This is a genomic window from Micromonospora sp. NBC_01740 (assembly GCF_035920365.1).
Taxonomy (GTDB): Bacteria; Actinomycetota; Actinomycetes; order Mycobacteriales; family Micromonosporaceae; genus Micromonospora; species Micromonospora reichwaldensis.
The window spans coordinates 4,641,435-4,657,867 of the sequence record NZ_CP109150.1 but is presented as its reverse complement, the minus strand read 5'-3'; the positions used below and the strand labels follow the sequence as shown (position 1 = coordinate 4,657,867).

Annotated in this window: 16 protein-coding genes; 8 read left to right on the top strand and 8 right to left on the bottom strand. The window is 71.9% G+C overall.

The features are described from left to right. Window positions 1-16: 16 nt before the first annotated feature. Entirely contained in the window at window positions 17-565 is a 549-nt protein-coding gene (locus tag OG989_RS20690) for a hypothetical protein (protein WP_151453895.1), read from the top strand. 47 nt (window positions 566-612) lie between these two features. After that, window positions 613-1,473: an alpha/beta fold hydrolase gene (locus tag OG989_RS20685; protein ID WP_327028129.1), complete on the top strand. Its 861-nt coding sequence runs from the start codon at window positions 613-615 to the stop codon at window positions 1,471-1,473. Window positions 1,474-1,477: 4 nt separating this feature from the next. Here the strand turns inward: OG989_RS20685 and OG989_RS20680 are convergent, their stop codons facing one another. Further along, window positions 1,478-1,816: a DUF3817 domain-containing protein gene (locus OG989_RS20680; protein ID WP_132237982.1), complete on the bottom strand. Its 339-nt coding sequence runs from the start codon at window positions 1,814-1,816 to the stop codon at window positions 1,478-1,480. A gap of 183 nt (window positions 1,817-1,999) precedes the next feature. Between OG989_RS20680 and OG989_RS20675 the strand changes: the two genes are divergently transcribed. Then, window positions 2,000-3,478 (top strand): glutamate--cysteine ligase, encoded by a 1,479-nt coding sequence (locus OG989_RS20675; protein WP_151453896.1) that lies wholly within the window; start codon window positions 2,000-2,002, stop codon window positions 3,476-3,478. 63 nt (window positions 3,479-3,541) lie between these two features. Here the strand turns inward: OG989_RS20675 and OG989_RS20670 are convergent, their stop codons facing one another. Further along, the gene (locus tag OG989_RS20670; protein ID WP_327028128.1) at window positions 3,542-5,167 is read right to left on the bottom strand and encodes a pentapeptide repeat-containing protein; all 1,626 of its coding nucleotides are present in this window, start codon (window positions 5,165-5,167) and stop codon (window positions 3,542-3,544) included. A gap of 432 nt (window positions 5,168-5,599) precedes the next feature. Here OG989_RS20670 and OG989_RS20665 point away from each other — a divergent pair, with 432 nt between their 5' ends. Beyond that, on the top strand, window positions 5,600-6,598 hold the full coding sequence (locus tag OG989_RS20665) for a hypothetical protein (RefSeq protein WP_225852103.1): 999 nt from the start codon (window positions 5,600-5,602) through the stop codon (window positions 6,596-6,598). 112 nt (window positions 6,599-6,710) lie between these two features. On the opposite strand, the gene OG989_RS20660 is transcribed toward OG989_RS20665, so the two are convergent. The 4 genes from OG989_RS20660 to OG989_RS20645 form a co-directional block, all read right to left on the bottom strand. After that, window positions 6,711-7,289: a GNAT family N-acetyltransferase gene (locus OG989_RS20660; protein WP_151453879.1), complete on the bottom strand. Its 579-nt coding sequence runs from the start codon at window positions 7,287-7,289 to the stop codon at window positions 6,711-6,713. 66 nt (window positions 7,290-7,355) lie between these two features. Beyond that, on the bottom strand, window positions 7,356-8,528 hold the full coding sequence (locus tag OG989_RS20655) for a zinc-dependent alcohol dehydrogenase (RefSeq protein ID WP_151453880.1): 1,173 nt from the start codon (window positions 8,526-8,528) through the stop codon (window positions 7,356-7,358). A gap of 26 nt (window positions 8,529-8,554) precedes the next feature. After that, entirely contained in the window at window positions 8,555-9,508 is a 954-nt protein-coding gene (locus tag OG989_RS20650) for an SRPBCC family protein (RefSeq protein WP_225852104.1), read from the bottom strand. 238 nt (window positions 9,509-9,746) lie between these two features. Then, complete coding sequence (locus tag OG989_RS20645; protein WP_151453881.1) at window positions 9,747-10,382, bottom strand: TetR/AcrR family transcriptional regulator; 636 nt, start codon at window positions 10,380-10,382, stop codon at window positions 9,747-9,749. A gap of 170 nt (window positions 10,383-10,552) precedes the next feature. On the opposite strand from OG989_RS20645, the gene OG989_RS20640 reads away from it, so the two are divergent. Further along, the gene (locus tag OG989_RS20640; RefSeq protein WP_327028127.1) at window positions 10,553-11,545 is read left to right on the top strand and encodes an alpha/beta fold hydrolase; all 993 of its coding nucleotides are present in this window, start codon (window positions 10,553-10,555) and stop codon (window positions 11,543-11,545) included. Window positions 11,546-11,689: 144 nt separating this feature from the next. Next, the gene (locus tag OG989_RS20635; RefSeq protein ID WP_327028126.1) at window positions 11,690-12,535 is read left to right on the top strand and encodes a CHAP domain-containing protein; all 846 of its coding nucleotides are present in this window, start codon (window positions 11,690-11,692) and stop codon (window positions 12,533-12,535) included. 93 nt (window positions 12,536-12,628) lie between these two features. Here OG989_RS20635 and OG989_RS20630 read toward each other — a convergent pair whose 3' ends face one another. Further along, a complete protein-coding gene (locus OG989_RS20630; RefSeq protein ID WP_370518926.1) occupies window positions 12,629-13,642 on the bottom strand; it encodes a trypsin-like serine peptidase in 1,014 nt (337 codons plus the stop codon). Between the two features lie 426 nt (window positions 13,643-14,068). On the opposite strand from OG989_RS20630, the gene OG989_RS20625 reads away from it, so the two are divergent. Further along, a complete protein-coding gene (locus OG989_RS20625) occupies window positions 14,069-14,743 on the top strand; it encodes a uridylate kinase (RefSeq protein ID WP_151453884.1) in 675 nt (224 codons plus the stop codon). An 87-nt stretch (window positions 14,744-14,830) separates the two neighbouring features. Then, window positions 14,831-15,394, top strand: a complete 564-nt coding sequence (locus OG989_RS20620; protein WP_327028125.1) for an RBBP9/YdeN family alpha/beta hydrolase — start codon at window positions 14,831-14,833, stop codon at window positions 15,392-15,394. Between the two features lie 72 nt (window positions 15,395-15,466). Here the strand turns inward: OG989_RS20620 and OG989_RS20615 are convergent, their stop codons facing one another. Beyond that, window positions 15,467-16,354 (bottom strand): GNAT family N-acetyltransferase, encoded by an 888-nt coding sequence (locus OG989_RS20615; RefSeq protein ID WP_327028124.1) that lies wholly within the window; start codon window positions 16,352-16,354, stop codon window positions 15,467-15,469. Between the last annotated feature and the right edge of the window lie 79 nt (window positions 16,355-16,433).

Genomic DNA, 16,433 nt, shown 5'->3' with positions numbered 1-16,433 from the left:
CGCAACCGGACTCTGGGTGGTGGAGATGGACAGCGACCTGCACATCCGGCGGATCGTCCATCCGACCGGCCGGATCGTCACTGGGCGGATCGTCCGGCTGATGGACGGCTACCCGCGCGAGGTGCGCATCGGCCAGCCGGTGCTGGTCGCGGTGCTCGTGGCGGCCGGGATCGCCGGCCTGCTGATGGCGCTGGCCCGTTCCCTGTTCTCCGCCAGCTCCGGCGCGGCCCGACGAAGCTTCAAGGACCTGAAGAAGGGCCCGGAATACCTGGTCACCCCGGTGCGGCTGCGCGACGCCGCCGGGCGGCTCTGCGAGGTCGAGCTGCACGGGCACCTGCCGCAGAGCGCCCTGCACCCGGCCGACCACGTGCAGCTCACGTTGCGCCCGCAGGGCGACCCGGACCTGCCGCCGAAGATCGAGCGGATCGTGAACCTGACGACGGGCCAGCTGCTCACCCCGCGTACCGCCACCCTGTGGTCGCACCTCGGGCCGCCGCTGCTGCTCCAGGCGGTGCTGGGCGCGGCGCTGGTCGCCGCCGTGCTGGCCTGGTCCACGCTGACCTGACGGCCGGCGCGGTTTCCGGCGGCGCGCCCGCGGGCACGGTGGCGGACATGTTCGAGGGATTCACGCTGGAGCGGATCGACGTCGGCGAGGTCCAACTGCGGGTACGCCACGGCGGCTCGGGGCCACCCGTGGTGCTGCTGCACGGCCATCCACGCACCCACGCGACCTGGCACCGGGTCGCGCCGCTGCTCGCCCGCGGGCACACCGTCATCTGCCCGGACCTGCGCGGTTACGGCGGCTCGTCGAAGCCGCCGAGCGACCCGGGGCACACCACGTACGCCAAGCGGGCGATGGCCCGCGACGTGGTGGGCCTGCTCGACGCGCTCGGCCACGACCGCGCGGCGGTGATCGGGCACGACCGGGGCTGCTACGCGGCGATGCGCACGGCGCTGGACCACCCGGAGCGGGTCAGCCGGCTGGGCGTGCTCGACGGGGTGCCGATCGGCGAGGCCCTGGCGCGCGCCGACGCCCGGTTCGCGGCCCGCTGGTGGCACTGGTTCTTCCTCGGCCAGTCGGACAAGCCGGCGGAGCGGGTGATCACCGCCGACCCGGACGCCTGGTACGGCGGGTCGCCGGCGGCCATGGGCGAGGAGGCGTACGCCGACTACCGCCGGGCCATCCACGACCCGGCGACGGTGCACGCGATGTGCGAGGACTACCGCGCCGGGCTCGGCCCCGACCGGGCGGCCGACGACGCCGACCGGGCCGCCGGGCGGCGGATCGCCTGCCCGGTGCTGTTCTGCTGGTCGGAGCGGGACGACATGGTCGACCTGTACGGCGACCCGGCGGCGATCTGGCGGGACTGGGCCGACGACGTGCGGGTGGCCGCGATCGACTCGGGCCACCACATGGCCGAGGAGGCCCCGGAGCAGCTCGCCGCCGCGCTGGCCGACTTCCTCGCCGGCTGACCGGTCAGCCGACGGGCGTCAGCGGCCGGTCCGGCTCGCCCGCGGTGCGCAGCATCCCGCGCCGGGCGGCCCAGCGTTCGAAGATCAGGGTGGCGAACGGCGGTACGGCGCAGGCCAGGGCCACGAGGGTGGGCCAGGGCCGCCACCGGTGCAGCCGGGCCATCGCGAGGACCAGCAGGCCGTACGCGACGAAGAGCGCGCCGTGGATCGGGCCGAAGATCTGCACGCCGATCTCGTTGCCCGGGGGGCCGTACTTGACGGCCATGCCGATCAGCAGGGCCAGCCAGGAGCAGGCCTCGGCGATCGCCGCCGCCACGAAGAGCCTGGTGATCTTCTCGCGCATCGTCACTCCCCCACCGGTTGCCGCACATGCTAACCACCCCGCCGGCCGCGCCGACGGCACGACGGGCGGAGGCGACAGGGATCACGCGGGCCCGAGCTGGGTACGTACAAGGAGCTTCGGGTCTTCCCCGGCCCGCCCTAAGCGTGCGAGGTTAGGGGAACCAACGGTGACAGGGCGGTGACCATGGGCGAGGACGTCGGCGTACGGACCTTCAGTCGCGAGGACCGGGCCCGCTATCGCGAGAAGGTACGGCGGTGCCTGGACGTCTTCGCCGAGATGCTCCGGGAGTCCCGGTTCGACGTCGAACGGCCGATGACCGGGCTGGAGATCGAGCTGAACCTGGTCGACGACGACTCGTTGCCGACCATGCGCAACGCCGACGTGCTGGCCGCCATCGCCGACCCGGCCTTCCAGACGGAGCTGGGCCAGTTCAACGTCGAGATCAACGTGGCGCCGCGCCGGCTGGCCGGCACCGGCACCCGCGAGTTCGAGGAGTCCGTGCGGGCCAGCCTCAACGCCGCCGAGACCAAGGCGCGGGACGTGGGCGCGCACATGGTGATGATCGGCGTCCTGCCGACGCTGCGGCCGGAGCACCTGACCGCCGAGACGCTGTCGGCCAACCCGCGCTACGCGCTGCTCAACGAGCAGATCTTCGCCGCCCGCGGCGAGGACCTGCGGATCGCGATCAACGGCGTGGAACGGCTCGCGGTCACCGCCGACACCATCACCCCGGAGGCGGCCTGCACGAGCACCCAGTTCCACCTCCAGGTCAGCCCGGCCCAGTTCGCCGACTACTGGAACGCCGCGCAGGTGATCGCCGGTATCCAGGTGGCCCTCGGGGCGAACTCGCCGTTGCTCTTCGGCCGGGAGCTGTGGCGGGAGACCCGCATCCCGCTGTTCCAGCAGGCCACCGACACCCGGCCGGAGGAGATCAAGGCCCAGGGCGTACGCCCCCGGGTGTGGTTCGGCGAGCGCTGGATCACCACGGTGTTCGACCTGTTCGAGGAGAACGTGCGCTACTTCCCGGCGCTGCTGCCCGTCTGCGACGCGGAGGACCCGGCCGAGGCCCTGGCCCGGGGGGACGTGCCGAGGCTCGCCGAGCTGCGGCTGCACAACGGCACCGTCTACCGCTGGAACCGCCCCGTGTACGACGTGCTGAAGGGCCGCCCGCACCTGCGGGTGGAGAACCGGGTGCTGCCGGCCGGGCCGACGGTGCTCGACACCGTGGCCAACGGCGCCTTCTACTTCGGTCTCGTCCGGGCGCTCGCCGAGGCCGACCGGCCGCTGTGGTCGCAGATGTCGTTCAGCGCGGCCGAGGAGAACTTCAACGCCTGCGCCCGCTACGGCATCGACGCCCAGGTCTTCTGGCCCGGCCTCGGTTATCTCCCGGTCACCGAGCTGGTGCTGCGCCGGCTGCTGCCGCTGGCCCACCACGGGCTGGACCGGTGGGGCCTCGACCCCGCCGAGCGGGACCGGCTGCTCGGCGTCATCGAGCAACGCTGCCTGACCGGCCGCAACGGGGCGAGCTGGCAGGTGGAGACCCTGCACCGGTTGGAGTCCGCCGACCATCTCGACCGGCCGGAGGCGCTGCGTGAGGTGGTGCGGCACTACGTGACGCTGATGCACACCAACCGGCCGGTCCACGAGTGGCCCATCCCCTGACCGGGACCACGACGGGGGCGGGGGTGCCCCGCCGGCCCGGACGCGCGTCGGTCCGGGACACGGTCAGGGCTCGACGTCCGGGTCGTCGAGCACGGCTTTGGCGTGGAACACGACGCCGCCGAGGACCTCCCGGACGTTGTGCCAGCGGTCGAGCCGCGCCCCGGCGAAGGTGACGTCGCCGTGGAACGAGGCCCGCCCCTGCCGACCGTCGAGCCGGAAGGCGGCGCTGGCGAACCCGCTGGCGTCGAACCGGGTGGTTCCGTGGAACTGAGCGCCGGTGAAGTCCGCGTAGCCGACCTGGCAGCCGCTGAGGTCGAGGTCGACCAGCGTCGCGCCGCACAGCGGCAGGTTCGTCTCCGGCCAGTGCGGTGGCCGCGCCCCGCCCGGCACTGCGCTCGCCGGACGCAGCCGCTCGGCGAGCAGCCGCTGCGCGTCGCGCCGCGCCTGGACCTCCCCGGCCTGGGCGGGGGTCAGCTCGCCGGTCACGTCGAACGGCAGCGGCACCCGCAGATACGCGCAGACGGCGTCGACCACGCGCTGGCGCAGCTCCGGCCTCGCGTCGCCGAGTTCGCCGAGAGCCCGCAGCCCCACGCGGCGGACAGCGGAATCCCGGTCGGCGAGCTGGCGGGTGCGGGGCGCGACGGGTCCGTCCCGCACGAGCACGCTCGCGCCGTCCGGCCCAGGCTCGGGCACCCAGCCGAGGGGCCAGCACATCGGCTCGCCGTCGGCCGCGCCGGCCCACCGGGCGCCGGTGAGGTCCACGGCGGGCTGGTCCAGGTGCACGAGCCCGCCGAACTCGGCGTCCCGGAACGTCGCCTCCGCGCCGAACCGCGCCTTGCCGAACCAGGCAGGGCCGTCGAAGCGGGCCCACCGGAACGACGCGGCCCCGACGAAACGTGCCCCGTCCCCGCCCTCCGCCCAGCCCTGGTAGTCACCCATCAGGACCGCGGCCGGCCAGCCCGGGTCGTCCTCGTTCGGCTCGTCCCACGGGGCGGGGTCGACGTTCTCGACGTCGTCCCAGGCCGGGTCGTCCTCCCACAGCTCCTCCTCGCCCCGCCCGAACCACGCCATCCCGGCGAAGGCGACCCGGTCGAAGCTGGCCGGGCCCCGGAACCGGGCTCGGCCGAACACGGCGTCGGCGGCGAACCGGGCGTCGTCGAACCGGGTCTCGCCGTGAAAGACCGCACGGGCGAAGACCGCGTCGCCGGTGAACCGGGCGAAGGCGAAGGAGGTCGACCCGAAGAACCGCGTGTCGGCGAAGCGGGCCTCGGCCAGCTCGCAGCGGCCAAGGTCGGCATCCACCAGGGTCGCCCCGGACAGGTCCACGGCGAGGTCCGGCCCCGGCGACGCCCCGGCGCCCTCGGCCGCTCCGGCGGCGTCGGTCGTCCTGGCACCCTCGCCCGCCCCGGCGCCCTCGCCCGCGCCGTCGACCGCCCCGGCAGCGGGGCGCAGCAGCAGCCCGGCGAGCACCCGCGACGCCTCGCGTCGCGCGTCGGCGTCCGTGCCGTCCGGGGCGGGCGGCGTACGCAGGTAGGCGCAGACCGCGTCGGCCGCGACCTGGCGCAGCGCGGGACGGGCCGCGCCGAGTTCGGCGAGCCGCCGCAGGGCGGACCCCCGCTCCGGGCCCGTCGCCTCGACGACCTGGGCGGCGGTCCGGCACGCCTCGACGCCCCTCTCCTCGACTGCCATGCGCCCTCCAGAACCGACGCGACAGCCCGCCCGCCGGGGTTTCCCGCCGGGGCCGTCCCCCGACGTGCCGGCGCAGGATAGCGGCTGGGGGCGACACACCCCGTCGTCATGGCGCTCTCCGACGGCGTCACCGCCTGCCCCGCGGCTGCCAACCGCGACCGTCGGCCCACCCGCTGCCGGAGGCGGCCGGTCGGCCTGTTTCGGAGTCGCCGGCGCCCTGACGGGGGCAGATCGGGTCAGGAAATCGCGCACGATTGAAGAAACGAGGTGACGACGGTCGGCCCATCATGAAACGCGGACATCGCTCCACGTGACTCGCCGCTCACGGAGGGTCGCGTGGGCGCGTCCACGTCGACCGGTGGCCATTCGTCGCGGGCGTCGGCGCCCGCCTTCCCTTCCCACCGGCCCCTCCCTCACCTTCGAGGAGCGCATGTGACGCAGACCCAGAGGTCCCCCCAGCGACCCGACGCGCCCGTCCGGTTCGGCCCCGACACCGCGCGGACCGCGACGTCCGCGTTCGTCAACGGGCACTTTCCCCGGCGGCGAGGGCTGATCATCCTCCTCAGCGTCCTCGGCGGGTTCCTGCTGACCGTCATCTGGTCGGCGGAGTTCGTGGACCGGACCATCGGCGACAACGTCGCCAACACAATGCTCGGCCACGACGCCAAGGAGACGCCCATCCAGGGCATCGCGGCCGGCATCATGTTCGCCTTCGTCTCCGGCATCGCGGGTACGTTCACCGCCTGCAACATCGCCGCGTTCGGCGCCCTGGCCCCGCTGACCGGCACCACGGGCGGCAGGTTCAGCCGGATCGTCGCGCCGCTGAAGCCGCTGGGCTGGATGTCGGTGGGCATGGTCGCGGTGTCGGCCGCCTACGGCGCGGTCGTCGGCCTCGTCGGCACGTCGATGCCGCAGTTCTCCACCGCTCCCAACGCCCCCGGCGGGCTGTCACCAAGGAGCATCCAGTCCATGGTGGTCTTCGGCGTGATCGGGATCATCATGATCTATCTCGGTCTGGCCGCGCTGGGCGTCGTGCCGGACCCGTTCGCCCGAATCGCCCGACGGTTCCCCAACGCCCCGATGGTCTTCATGGGCGCGCTGATCGCCGGCTTCCTGATCGGCCGGCCCTTCGCGCTGTTCCGGCAGATGTTCCGCGACGCCGCCGAGAGCGGCAACCCGCTCTACGGCGCGGCGGCGTTCACGCTTCAGTCCCTCGGCAACATCGTCATCATGGCGGTGCTGTTCCTGCTGCTGGCCTGGCTCGCCGGCTCCCGCCTGCAACGCTGGTTCAGCGCCCGGCCGAGCCGGCTGGCGGTCCTGACCGCGGTCGCGTTCATCGTCGCCGGCGCCTTCACGTTCCTCTACTGGGACGTGCGGCTGCTCGCCCGCCGCGAGATCATCCCCTGGTACCCGACGGCCCCCTGGGCCTGAGCCGGTGACGAGGTCCGGGGACGGCGGTGCCCCGTCGTCCCCGGACCCGGCCGACCGCGAGGCAGCACGACCCACCGGAGCGTCCGTCCCACAGGACCGGCGTCCGGCTCGGTCAGTCCTCCGGGCGGTCCCACGGCGACGGGTCGTCGCGCAGCCGGCTGTAGAGCCAACCGTCGCGCCACCGGCCGGCCCGGAACTCGCAGGCGCGCAGCACGCCCTCCAACTGGAATCCGGCCTTTTCCAGCGCCCGCTGCTCGGCGGCGTTCTCGGGGTGGGTGCCGGCCTGGACGCGCTGCGCCGGGGTGTGACAGAACAGGTAGTCGCAGAGCAGCGCCTGCGCCCGCCAGCCGATTCCCCGCCCCCGCCACTCCGGCAGCAACACGATGCCGATCTCCCAGTGGATCGCCGCGCCGCCGTACCGGCCGGCACGGTAGCCGACGACGCCGGCGGCGGCCTGCTCCGCCTCGACCTCGACGGCCAGGCGGCCATCCTCCTCGCCGAGCCAGCCGTCGGCGGCGAATCGTCGCGCCGGCGCCCCCGGGTCCCGGAACCCGTGCCAGTCCAGCCCGACCAGACCCGGCTCGACGGCGAACCGGACGAGCATCGGCAGGTCCCCCTCGGCCACCGGGCGCAGCCGCACGCCGTCGCGGGCCACCTCCGCGCCCGGGTACCTCGATCGGTCCGTCACCATCCCGGCACGGTACCCACCCGCCGGCACCGGCGCGGTCCCGAAGGCGGGGCCCTGCCGACCGCCGGCTCAGACCTTGAGGACGACCTTGGTGCACTCGTCCTGCTTCTTCTGGAAGATCTTGTAGCCCTTGGCCGCGTCCTTGAGCCGCATCCGGTGGCTGATGATGAAACTGGGGTCGATGTCGCCGCGCTGGATGCGGTTGAGCAGCGGACGGGTGTAGCGCTGGACGTGACACTGACCGGTACGCATGATCAACGACCGGTTCATGAACGCGCCCATCGGGAACTTGTCGACGAAGCCCCCGTACGCCCCGACCACCGAGACGACGCCGCCGCTACGGCAGGCGAGGATGGCCTGGCGCAGCGCGAACGGGCGTTCCGTCTCGACCCGGGCGGCCTGCTTGGCCCGGTCGTACGCGTAGACGGCGGTGTTGCCGTGGTGCCCCTCCAGGCCGACGGCGTCGATGCAGGCGTCGGGCCCCCGGCCGGCGGTCATCGCGTTGAGCGCGTCGAGCACGTCGGTGTCGTCGTAGTTGATGGTCTCCGCGCCGGTGTGTTCCTCGGCGAGCCGCAGCCGGTACGGGTACCGGTCGATGACGATCACCCGCTCCGCGCCGAGCATCCGGGCGCTGGCGGCGGCGAGCAGGCCCACCGGGCCGGCCCCCCACACGGCGATCACGTCACCCGGCTTGATGTCGCACATCTCCGCGCCCATGAAGCCGGTGGGCAGCACGTCGGCGAGCATCACGGCCTGGTCGTCGGGGACCTCGTCGGGCACCTTGATCGGGCCGACGTCGGCGAACGGCACCCGGGCGTACTCGGCCTGGCCGCCGGCGTAGCCGCCGAGCAGGTGGGAGTAGCCGAAGATGCCGGCCGGCGAGTGCCCCATGATCTTCTCGGCCACCCCGGCGTTGGGGTTGGAGTTCTCGCAGACCGAGAAGAGCCCGCGCTGGCAGGAGGAACAGTGCCCGCAGGCGATCGGGAACGGCACCACCACCCGGTCGCCGGGGCGCAGGTTGCGCACCTGCGGGCCGACCTCCACGACCTCGCCCATGAACTCGTGGCCGAGGATGTCGCCCTTGCGCATGGCGGGGATGTACCCGTGGTACAGGTGCAGGTCGGAGCCGCAGATGGCGGTCGAGGTGATCCGTACGATCGCGTCGCGCGCGTTCATGATGGTCGGGTCTGGTACGTCGACGACCTTGACGCTGTCCTTGCCCATCCAGGCGGTGGCCTTCATCGTTCGTCCTCTCGGGTGGCGGGCGGTCAGCGGCGGGCGATGGGCAGCGGCTGGGCGGGGCGTTGCATGACCTGCTGGCGTACGGAGATGCCGTCGGGGCTGCCCTCGGAGCGGACCACCTCGCCGGTCTCCACCACCTGCTTGAACCGGCGCAGGTCGTCGCGTACCTGCTGCTCGGGTTCCTCGCCGAAGAGCTTCGCCACGGCCCGGCCCAGCGCGCCGGCCGGCGGGGCGTAGCGCAGCCGCACCCGGACCTCGGTGCCGCGATCGCCCGGCGCGGGCACGAACCGGACCCGACCCGCGTTGGGCACGCGGGTGCCGGGCAGCGACCGCCAGGCGAGCGACCGGTTCGGCTGGTCGTCGACGATCTCCGCGTCCCACTCGATCCGGCGGCCGGCCGGGCCGTGCGCGGTCCAGTGCGACCGGCGCAGGTCGTCGGCGCGTACCGACTCCAGGTGGGACATGAACCGGGGCAGGTTCTCCAGGTCCCGCCAGAAGCGGTACGCCTCGGCCGGGGACCGGTTGACGGTGACCGAGACCTCCATGTCGATCACCCGCCGGTGCGCGGCCCGGGCCCGTCCGGCGCGCACGGCGGCGATCAGGTCGACGGCGGCGATGCCGGCGACGGCCGCGGTGGTGAGGCCGACCCGCCGGCGCCGCTCGCCGCACCGCTCCGCCCAGGCCCGTCCGAGCAGGGTGAGGTCCAGCGCGTCGCCGGCCACCCGGGTCCACGCCCAGCCGGCCGGCCGGCGGCCGCCGAGCAGGCCCGCCGCGTGGATCAGCTCGCGGGCGCCCACGGCCATGATCACCCCGCCCGCGGCGGGTGAGTCGTCCACGCCGGTCAGCCGGGCCACCGCGCGCGGGGCGAGCAGGCTGCCGGCCCCGAGGGCGAGGCTGACCGCGCCCAGCAGCCGGGGCAGCCCGGCGCCCTGGCCGCGTCGTCCCCGCTGGTCCAGCATCATCGGATCGGTCTCGTCCACGTCGCACCACCGTCAGATCGTCCTGACCCGCCCCCGGGGCAGGCCCGGCGGCGGGAAGCCGCCACGCCTGACGCTATGCCCGCGAATCGCCTAACGAACCCCGAATCGGCACACAACTCGACGCCCGCTGCCGCCCTGTTTCCGCCCGTCGGCCGGGGCCGCGCCGGCGACCGTCTCACGCTCGCCGGCACGGGCGCCGCCAGCACCGTTGCGGCGCGGGCGGGCACCGCCGTATCCGTCAGCGCCCGTCGGACTCCGGCCGGCGGCGGTACGCCCGGTCCAGGATCGCGATCAGTTCGTCGGCGGCGCGGGCGCCGTCGAACCCGGCTCGGGCGAGCTGCTCGGCGACGATGGCGTCGATCGCGCCGTTGATCATGACGGCGAGCAGTTCGGCGTCAGTGTCCTCGCGGTAGTCACCGGCCGAGCGCGCCGCCCCGATGAGGTCCACGACGCTCTGCCGCCGGCTGGGCGCGTCCGGCCCGTCGGAGATGCCGGTCTCCTCGGTGATGGCTTCGATGATCATGCGGGCGTGCTCGGGGTGCTCCCGCAGGTGGGCGACGAGCGAGCGGACGTACGCCTCCAGCGCGGCGGCCCCGCGGGCACGCTCGACGGCCGCGCCGACGTCGGTGGTGAGGGCCTCGATCACCGCCGCGTACGCGGCCTGGACCAGGGCGTCCTTGGAAGGGAAGTGATAGAGCACCGCCGCCTTGGACAGGCCGGCCGCCTCGGCGATGCGCGCCAGCGAGGTGCCGGCGTAGCCGTGGCGGGCGACGAGGTCGGTGGTCACCCGGACGAGCTGGGCGCGACGGGCCTGCTCGGTGATGGTCAGCGGCCGGCGCGAACGGTCCTTGCGGGTGGTGGCGTCCGGCGTCATTCGGTGTCCTCGGGGTGTCGTGGCGGCCCTGCCGGGCCGGGTAGCCGCGGCACGGACAGGGTAACCCCCCGGTCAGACTTTCTACCGACTGGTTGAAAATCTGACCGACCGGTAGAATCCTGGGATGGGCAACGACGTCCACGACCACCACGGAAACGGAGGGGGGCACCATGCGAGCGCGCGTACCTCGGATCAGGCATCGCCGGCGCTGGATCGTCGGCGGCGGCGTCGCGCTCGTCACCACCCTGGCGGTGGCCGCGGGGGTCGCCCTGCACCACCCCGCGCCCGTCGGCTACTACGTCTCCGCGCGGGCGCAGGACCGCTTCCTGCGCGCCTACGAACGGGCGATGGCCGACCTGCCCCAGCCGGACCGCACGCTCGACGTGCGGACCAGCTACGGGGTGGTCCGCGTCTACCACTTCGCGGGCGCCGACTCCTCCCCCGCCGCTCCGCTGCTGCTGTTGCCGGGCCGGGCCGCGCCCTCCCCCGTGTGGGCCGACAACCTGCCCTTGCTGCTGCGCACGCGGAGCGTGTACACGGTGGACCTGCTCGGCGAGCCGGGAATGAGCGTCCAGCAACGACCGATCGGCTCCGCCCGTGACCACGCGCAGTGGCTGCACGAGCTGATGCGGGGCCTGCCCGACGAGCGGCTGCACCTGCTCGGCCTGTCCATCGGCGGCTGGACCGCGATGAACCTCGTGGCGCACCGGCCGGAGAAGGTCGCAAGCGTGGTCCTGCTGGATCCGGTCCTGGTCTTCACCGATCTGTCGCCGGCAGCGATCGTCCGCTCCATCCCGGCGAGCGTGCGCTGGTTCCCCCGGTCCTGGCGGGACGACTTCGCGAGTTGGACGGCGAACGGCGCGCCGGTCGAGGACGTCCCGGTCGCCGAGATGATCGAGGCCGGGATGCAGTCGTACGTGCTCAAGCTCTCCGCTCCCGAACGACTCACCGACGAACAGCTCGCCGGCGTGCGGGTGCCGGTCCTCACCCTGCTCGCCGGCAGGTCGCGGATGCACGACACGGCGGCCGGGGCGGCGCACGCCCGGCGCGTCCTGCCGCACGCCGCGGTGAAGGTCTACCCGGAAGCCTCGCACGCCATCAACGGCGAGCATCCGGAGCAGATCGCCGCCGACGTCGCCGCGCACCTGGCACCCCTGCCCTGACGCAGGACCCACACGCCCGACCGGCCGCCGCCCCCGGTACCGGTTCGCGGCGCGGCGACGGACCGCCCTCAATTGAGGGGTATGGCAATCGATCGATGGCTTGTAGCGTGGGCCCTCCTCACCCACCCCAGGAGGGAAGTGATCATGCCCACGGTCACCGTTCGCGTTCTCGGTGCCCTCAGCGCCAGCGTGCTGAGCGCGACTCTCGGCGTCCTGGCGGTCGCCGCGCCCGCCCAGGCCGCGTCCCGCGACGGCGCCTGCAACACCGGCGAGTTCTGTTACTACTACAACAGCAACCACGCGGGCTCGATCTCCGATCACGCCGGCTCGCTGGCCGACTACGGCACCGCCCAGCCGGGCTGCTACGAGTTCAAGGGCGCCGGCAGCGGCAAGGGCCAGTGCATCAAGAACAACGCCGCCTCGGCGTGGAACCGCACCGGCAAGACGGTGCGTGTCTACTACAACACCGGCTACAACGGTTCCCAGGCGCACCAGGACTTCGCGCCCGGGGCGAAGAAGAACCTCAGCTCCACGCTGAAGAACAACAACGCCTCCCACCAGCTGATCTCCGCCGGCGCCAGCTACCCGGCGAAGGACGACTACCCCTACAAGGGTCAGACCTCGGGCATCGATCCGTGGAACTTCTACAAGGGGCAGTGCACCAGCTTCGCGGCCTGGGCGGTGCGCAGCCGGGTCGGCGTCGCCTTCCACAACCAGTACAAGGGCCAGGCGCGGTGGGGCAACGCCAAGGAGTGGGTCGCCGCCGCCGGACGCGCCGGCGTGCCGGTGTACAACAGCCCGAAGGCCGGTGACGTCGCGGTACGCCTGGGCGGCACCTACGGTCACGTCGCGTTCGTGACCAGGGTGAACGCGAACGGCACCTTCGAGATCGACGAGTACAACTACGTTTCGGCCGACAGGTACAGCCACCGGACGGTGTCGGTGGGAACCGCCAACAACCAGTTCTCCAAGTTCATCCGCTTCAAGTGACCCCGCGCCTCGGACGGAAACTTCTCCGCCGATGACGGAACACCGCGCGCAGAGCCCCGGCCGCATGGCCGGGGCTCTGCCGATCACGTGCCCTTACGCCGGGGAGAGACCCTCCACGAAGTCGTAGAGGCTCTTGATGTCGTTGTCGAAGTACGGGCCGTCGAACTGTCCGTTGCCCGGGTTGTCGCCGTGGCTCACGACGCTGTTGATGAATCCGAGACCATTCTGGTCGTTGTATTCCTGCAGCCAGGGACCGCCGCTGGAGCCGTAGGTCATGTTGCACCACATCCGGATCTGCTGGGCGCCGGCGTGCCAGGTGCCGCTCTGGCAGAAGTACTGGCTCTCGCCGCCGCCGAGGTTGGACGGATAGCCCAGCGCGGTCATCAGGGAGATGTTGTAACCCCAGTTCCAGCGCATGCCGTGGCCGCCGACCGTCTCGACGACCTTCAGGCCCCAGTTACCGCCGTTGTGCATGATGGCGATGGCCATGTCCTCGTCGTAGCTGCTGCTGTTGATCCACGCGGTGCGGGCCGCGAGCTGGTACGCCACGAACGTGCCGAACGGCCGCGCGCCGTCGCGGTAGCGCGGCACGAACTGCCAGTTGCTGTACCACTGCCCGCCGGCGCCCTGGTGCACGCAGTGCCCGGCGGTCATGACCAGTCGCGCCTTGCCGCTGGCGACCGCGCTCGCCGAGCACGAGGCGCCGCCACCGTTGGGGGTGGTGAAGTAGACCTTGCCGACGACCGCCGACTCGTTGAGCTGGATGCCGACGTCGGCGCCGCTGGCGGCGCTCGGTCGCACCGGCGCGACCGAGCCCGCCGGTCCGTCGGGCTTCGGCGCCCGGCTCGTGGATTCGGTGGCCTTCGCCGACTTCGCGATGTCGAGGTCGACGGCGTTCGCCATGCGCTCCGGCGTCCAGAACCTGGCGACCTCCTCGGCGATCTTCTCGTTGGTGATCGCACGACCGTCACTGGTGCGGGCGACGGCGGTGGTGTTGCCGTTCCTCTCGACCGTGGTCGGCTTCGCCTGGGCGACCGCCGGAGCGGTCACGACCAGCGCAAGTGCCAGGCTGGCCGATGCGGACCAGCGCAGGGTTGATCTCAACAGTTGCCCCCTTTTTCGGGTACTCCAACTCGGACCAGCGAAACCTATCGATCAAATTGCTTTGATCACAACGTGATCGAATGACAGGTAATTGACATTGACTTTCTGGCGTCCGAAAAGGACCACAGCCGGCGGGCAAACAAAGCACCCCCACCCCGAACAGAAGCGTCAAAATTGACTCGCAAATCCCATCGCCGCGAATTCGCACTCTCAATTTGAGGACGCTCACCGCTGTCGACAGGTGGGAATTGCGGACCGCGGCAGTTGAGACGTTGCCCGGACGCGTCCGGCTGCCCATTCGCGCCGCGACCGCAGCCACCCGTGCACGCGGCAATCTCGCTCACCCGGGGAGGGGCCGGCACGGAGGGGCTGACGCGCATAAGGTCGGCTCGACCCGGCAACCTTCGCGAGGACAGGACGGGACAGCACATGGACCAAGGCACCCGCAACGAGGTGCTCGGCCGCCTGGCTGAGGCAGTCGGGTCCATCACCGTCGCGCACCCGACGCGGGTTGCCGTCGACGGACCGCCCGCCGCAGGCAAGACCACCCTCGCCGACGAGCTCGCCGTCATCCTGCGCGACCAGGGCCGCGACGTCATCCGCGCGACGATCGACGATTTCCTCTTTCCCCGGGCACAGCGCTATCCGCGCGGCGAATTCTCGGCCGAAGGCTGCTACTTCGACACCCACGACTACGACGCGCTGAACCGGGTTCTGCTCGATCCGCTCGGCCCGGGCGGGGATCGACGCTTTCGACACGCGGTCTACGACCGTACCGCGGATAGTGTGCTGTCCCCGCCGGCCGCCACTGCCACCGCCGACGCCGTGCTGGTCTTCGACGGCGTCTTCCTCATGCGTCCGGAGCTGATCGACAGGTGGGACCTGCGCATCTTCGTGTCAACCGCGCTTGAGAAGACCGTGGACCGTGCCGTGATCCGAGAGCGCCGGACGTCGTCCCGGGCTGAAATCGAACGGCGCTGGCGCGAGCGTTACATCCCCTCCCAGCAGCTGTACTTCGCTACCGTCCGCCCGACCGATCACGCCGACATCGTCGTGCACAACGACGAGCCTCAGCGGCCGATCTGGGAGACTCGAAGACGCTGACCGCACCCGATTCGGCAAAGCCCTCGACTCAACCACGACATTTGGCACCGCAAGAGTCCGGGGGATCGTCGCGCTACCCTCCCCAGCATGACGCGTTACCTTGTCGTGCCCGGTCGAGGCGTTCCATTCCCCGACCACTGGTCGCGCAGTTGGGTCAGGGACTACCCGAAGTACCAGTGGGCGCCCGAACCGCCCGGGCCACCGTACGTCGCCGCCGAACGGGTCGCCGCGCTGCACGCTGCCATAAGCGCCGACGATGAGCCGGCGATCCTCGTGGCGCACAGTGCGGGATGCCTGACCGTCGCCGTCTGGGCCAGCCAGCATGTCGGTCCCGTCCGTGCCGCCCTGCTGGTCACGCCACCGTACCTGGATCCGGACTGGACTCCCGACCCTCACGAGACCGTCGATGTCGTCATCGACCACGTGCCACGCGAGCCACTGCCCTTTCGCTCGATCCTGGTCGCCAGTCACAACGACCCAATTACCACGCTCGAGCAATTCGAAGCGTACGCGCGAGACTGGGGCTCGGAACTGTTCGACGCGGGCGCAGTCGGGCACCTGGACTCCAAGACCGGGTTCGGCGCGTGGCCCGACGGCGAGCGCCTGGTCCGATCATTGGCCCAGCCCGCACAGGTGACGTTGGAGTACTAGACTGGAACCAAGATCAGTGCGGCCCGCTGGCTACGACTATCTGCACGAGGGGTATCGACCTTCGCCCGGTGTTCACCGGGAACCGCGGCGCAGATCGGCCACCTCGTCTGACGGCGTGAAGCCGGCCGAGGCGTAGGTAGCTACGGCGCCGACGTTGGAACTCTCCACGCACACACTCGCGCTGGACGAACCCATGTCGCGAAGCGCCGCAGCGGCGGCAAGCGTGATCGCAGTGCCGTAACCATGGCCTCGGTGACTGCGGTGCACGCCCATCGGTTCCAGCAGTCCAGGCCGCCCCGGGCCGGCTGACCACACAGCCGCCACCGCCACGGCGTCGTCATTCTGATCAAATGCGGCGAGGCAGCGTGCGTCAGCGTAGAACGGGCCACCGGCCATCGCGAGCCAACCTCCGACCGTACGGCGCCGGTCGGCATCGGTGAAGGGCGACCCGCGGAACGCGGACCAGTGGACGGCGACCCACACCTCGGCGCGATCGGGCTCGATCGTCTCGATGCGCAGACCGCAGTCCTGTACCGGGTCCGAGAGACCGCGGTGGAACGTTGTCCACGGCTCATCCCGCTCCCAACCCCGCTTCAGCAGCAACTGGGTGAAAAGCCCCGCACCTCGGGCTTCGACGGTCGCACCGTGGGGAGCCAGGACACGCCCTGGTTCGTCCAGATCAGCGGCGAGCCGACGGGCCAGTGCCTCGTCATCACGCCAGTCGGGAGCGACGGCCATGCGCACCAGTTCGGGGCCGTCCAGCAGCCCGATCGCGAGAACCTCCCCGTCGCGCGACCACATCCGGATGGCAGCCGCCGTAGCCTCGGCACCACCTAACGAGTGCCACCCGAGATCGCCGGAATGCAGATGCAGCGGTCCCCCGTCGTACTGCCACCCCTTGAGCGCGTCCACCGCTGGTGACAACTCATCAACGCTCGGGGTGCTCAAGATGATGCTCACGGTGCATCCAAACCCCAAAGAGCGACCTGGCACCATCGATTTTGTAGGGAGCCGGCGTTCTCGTCACGGTTCGCCGAAT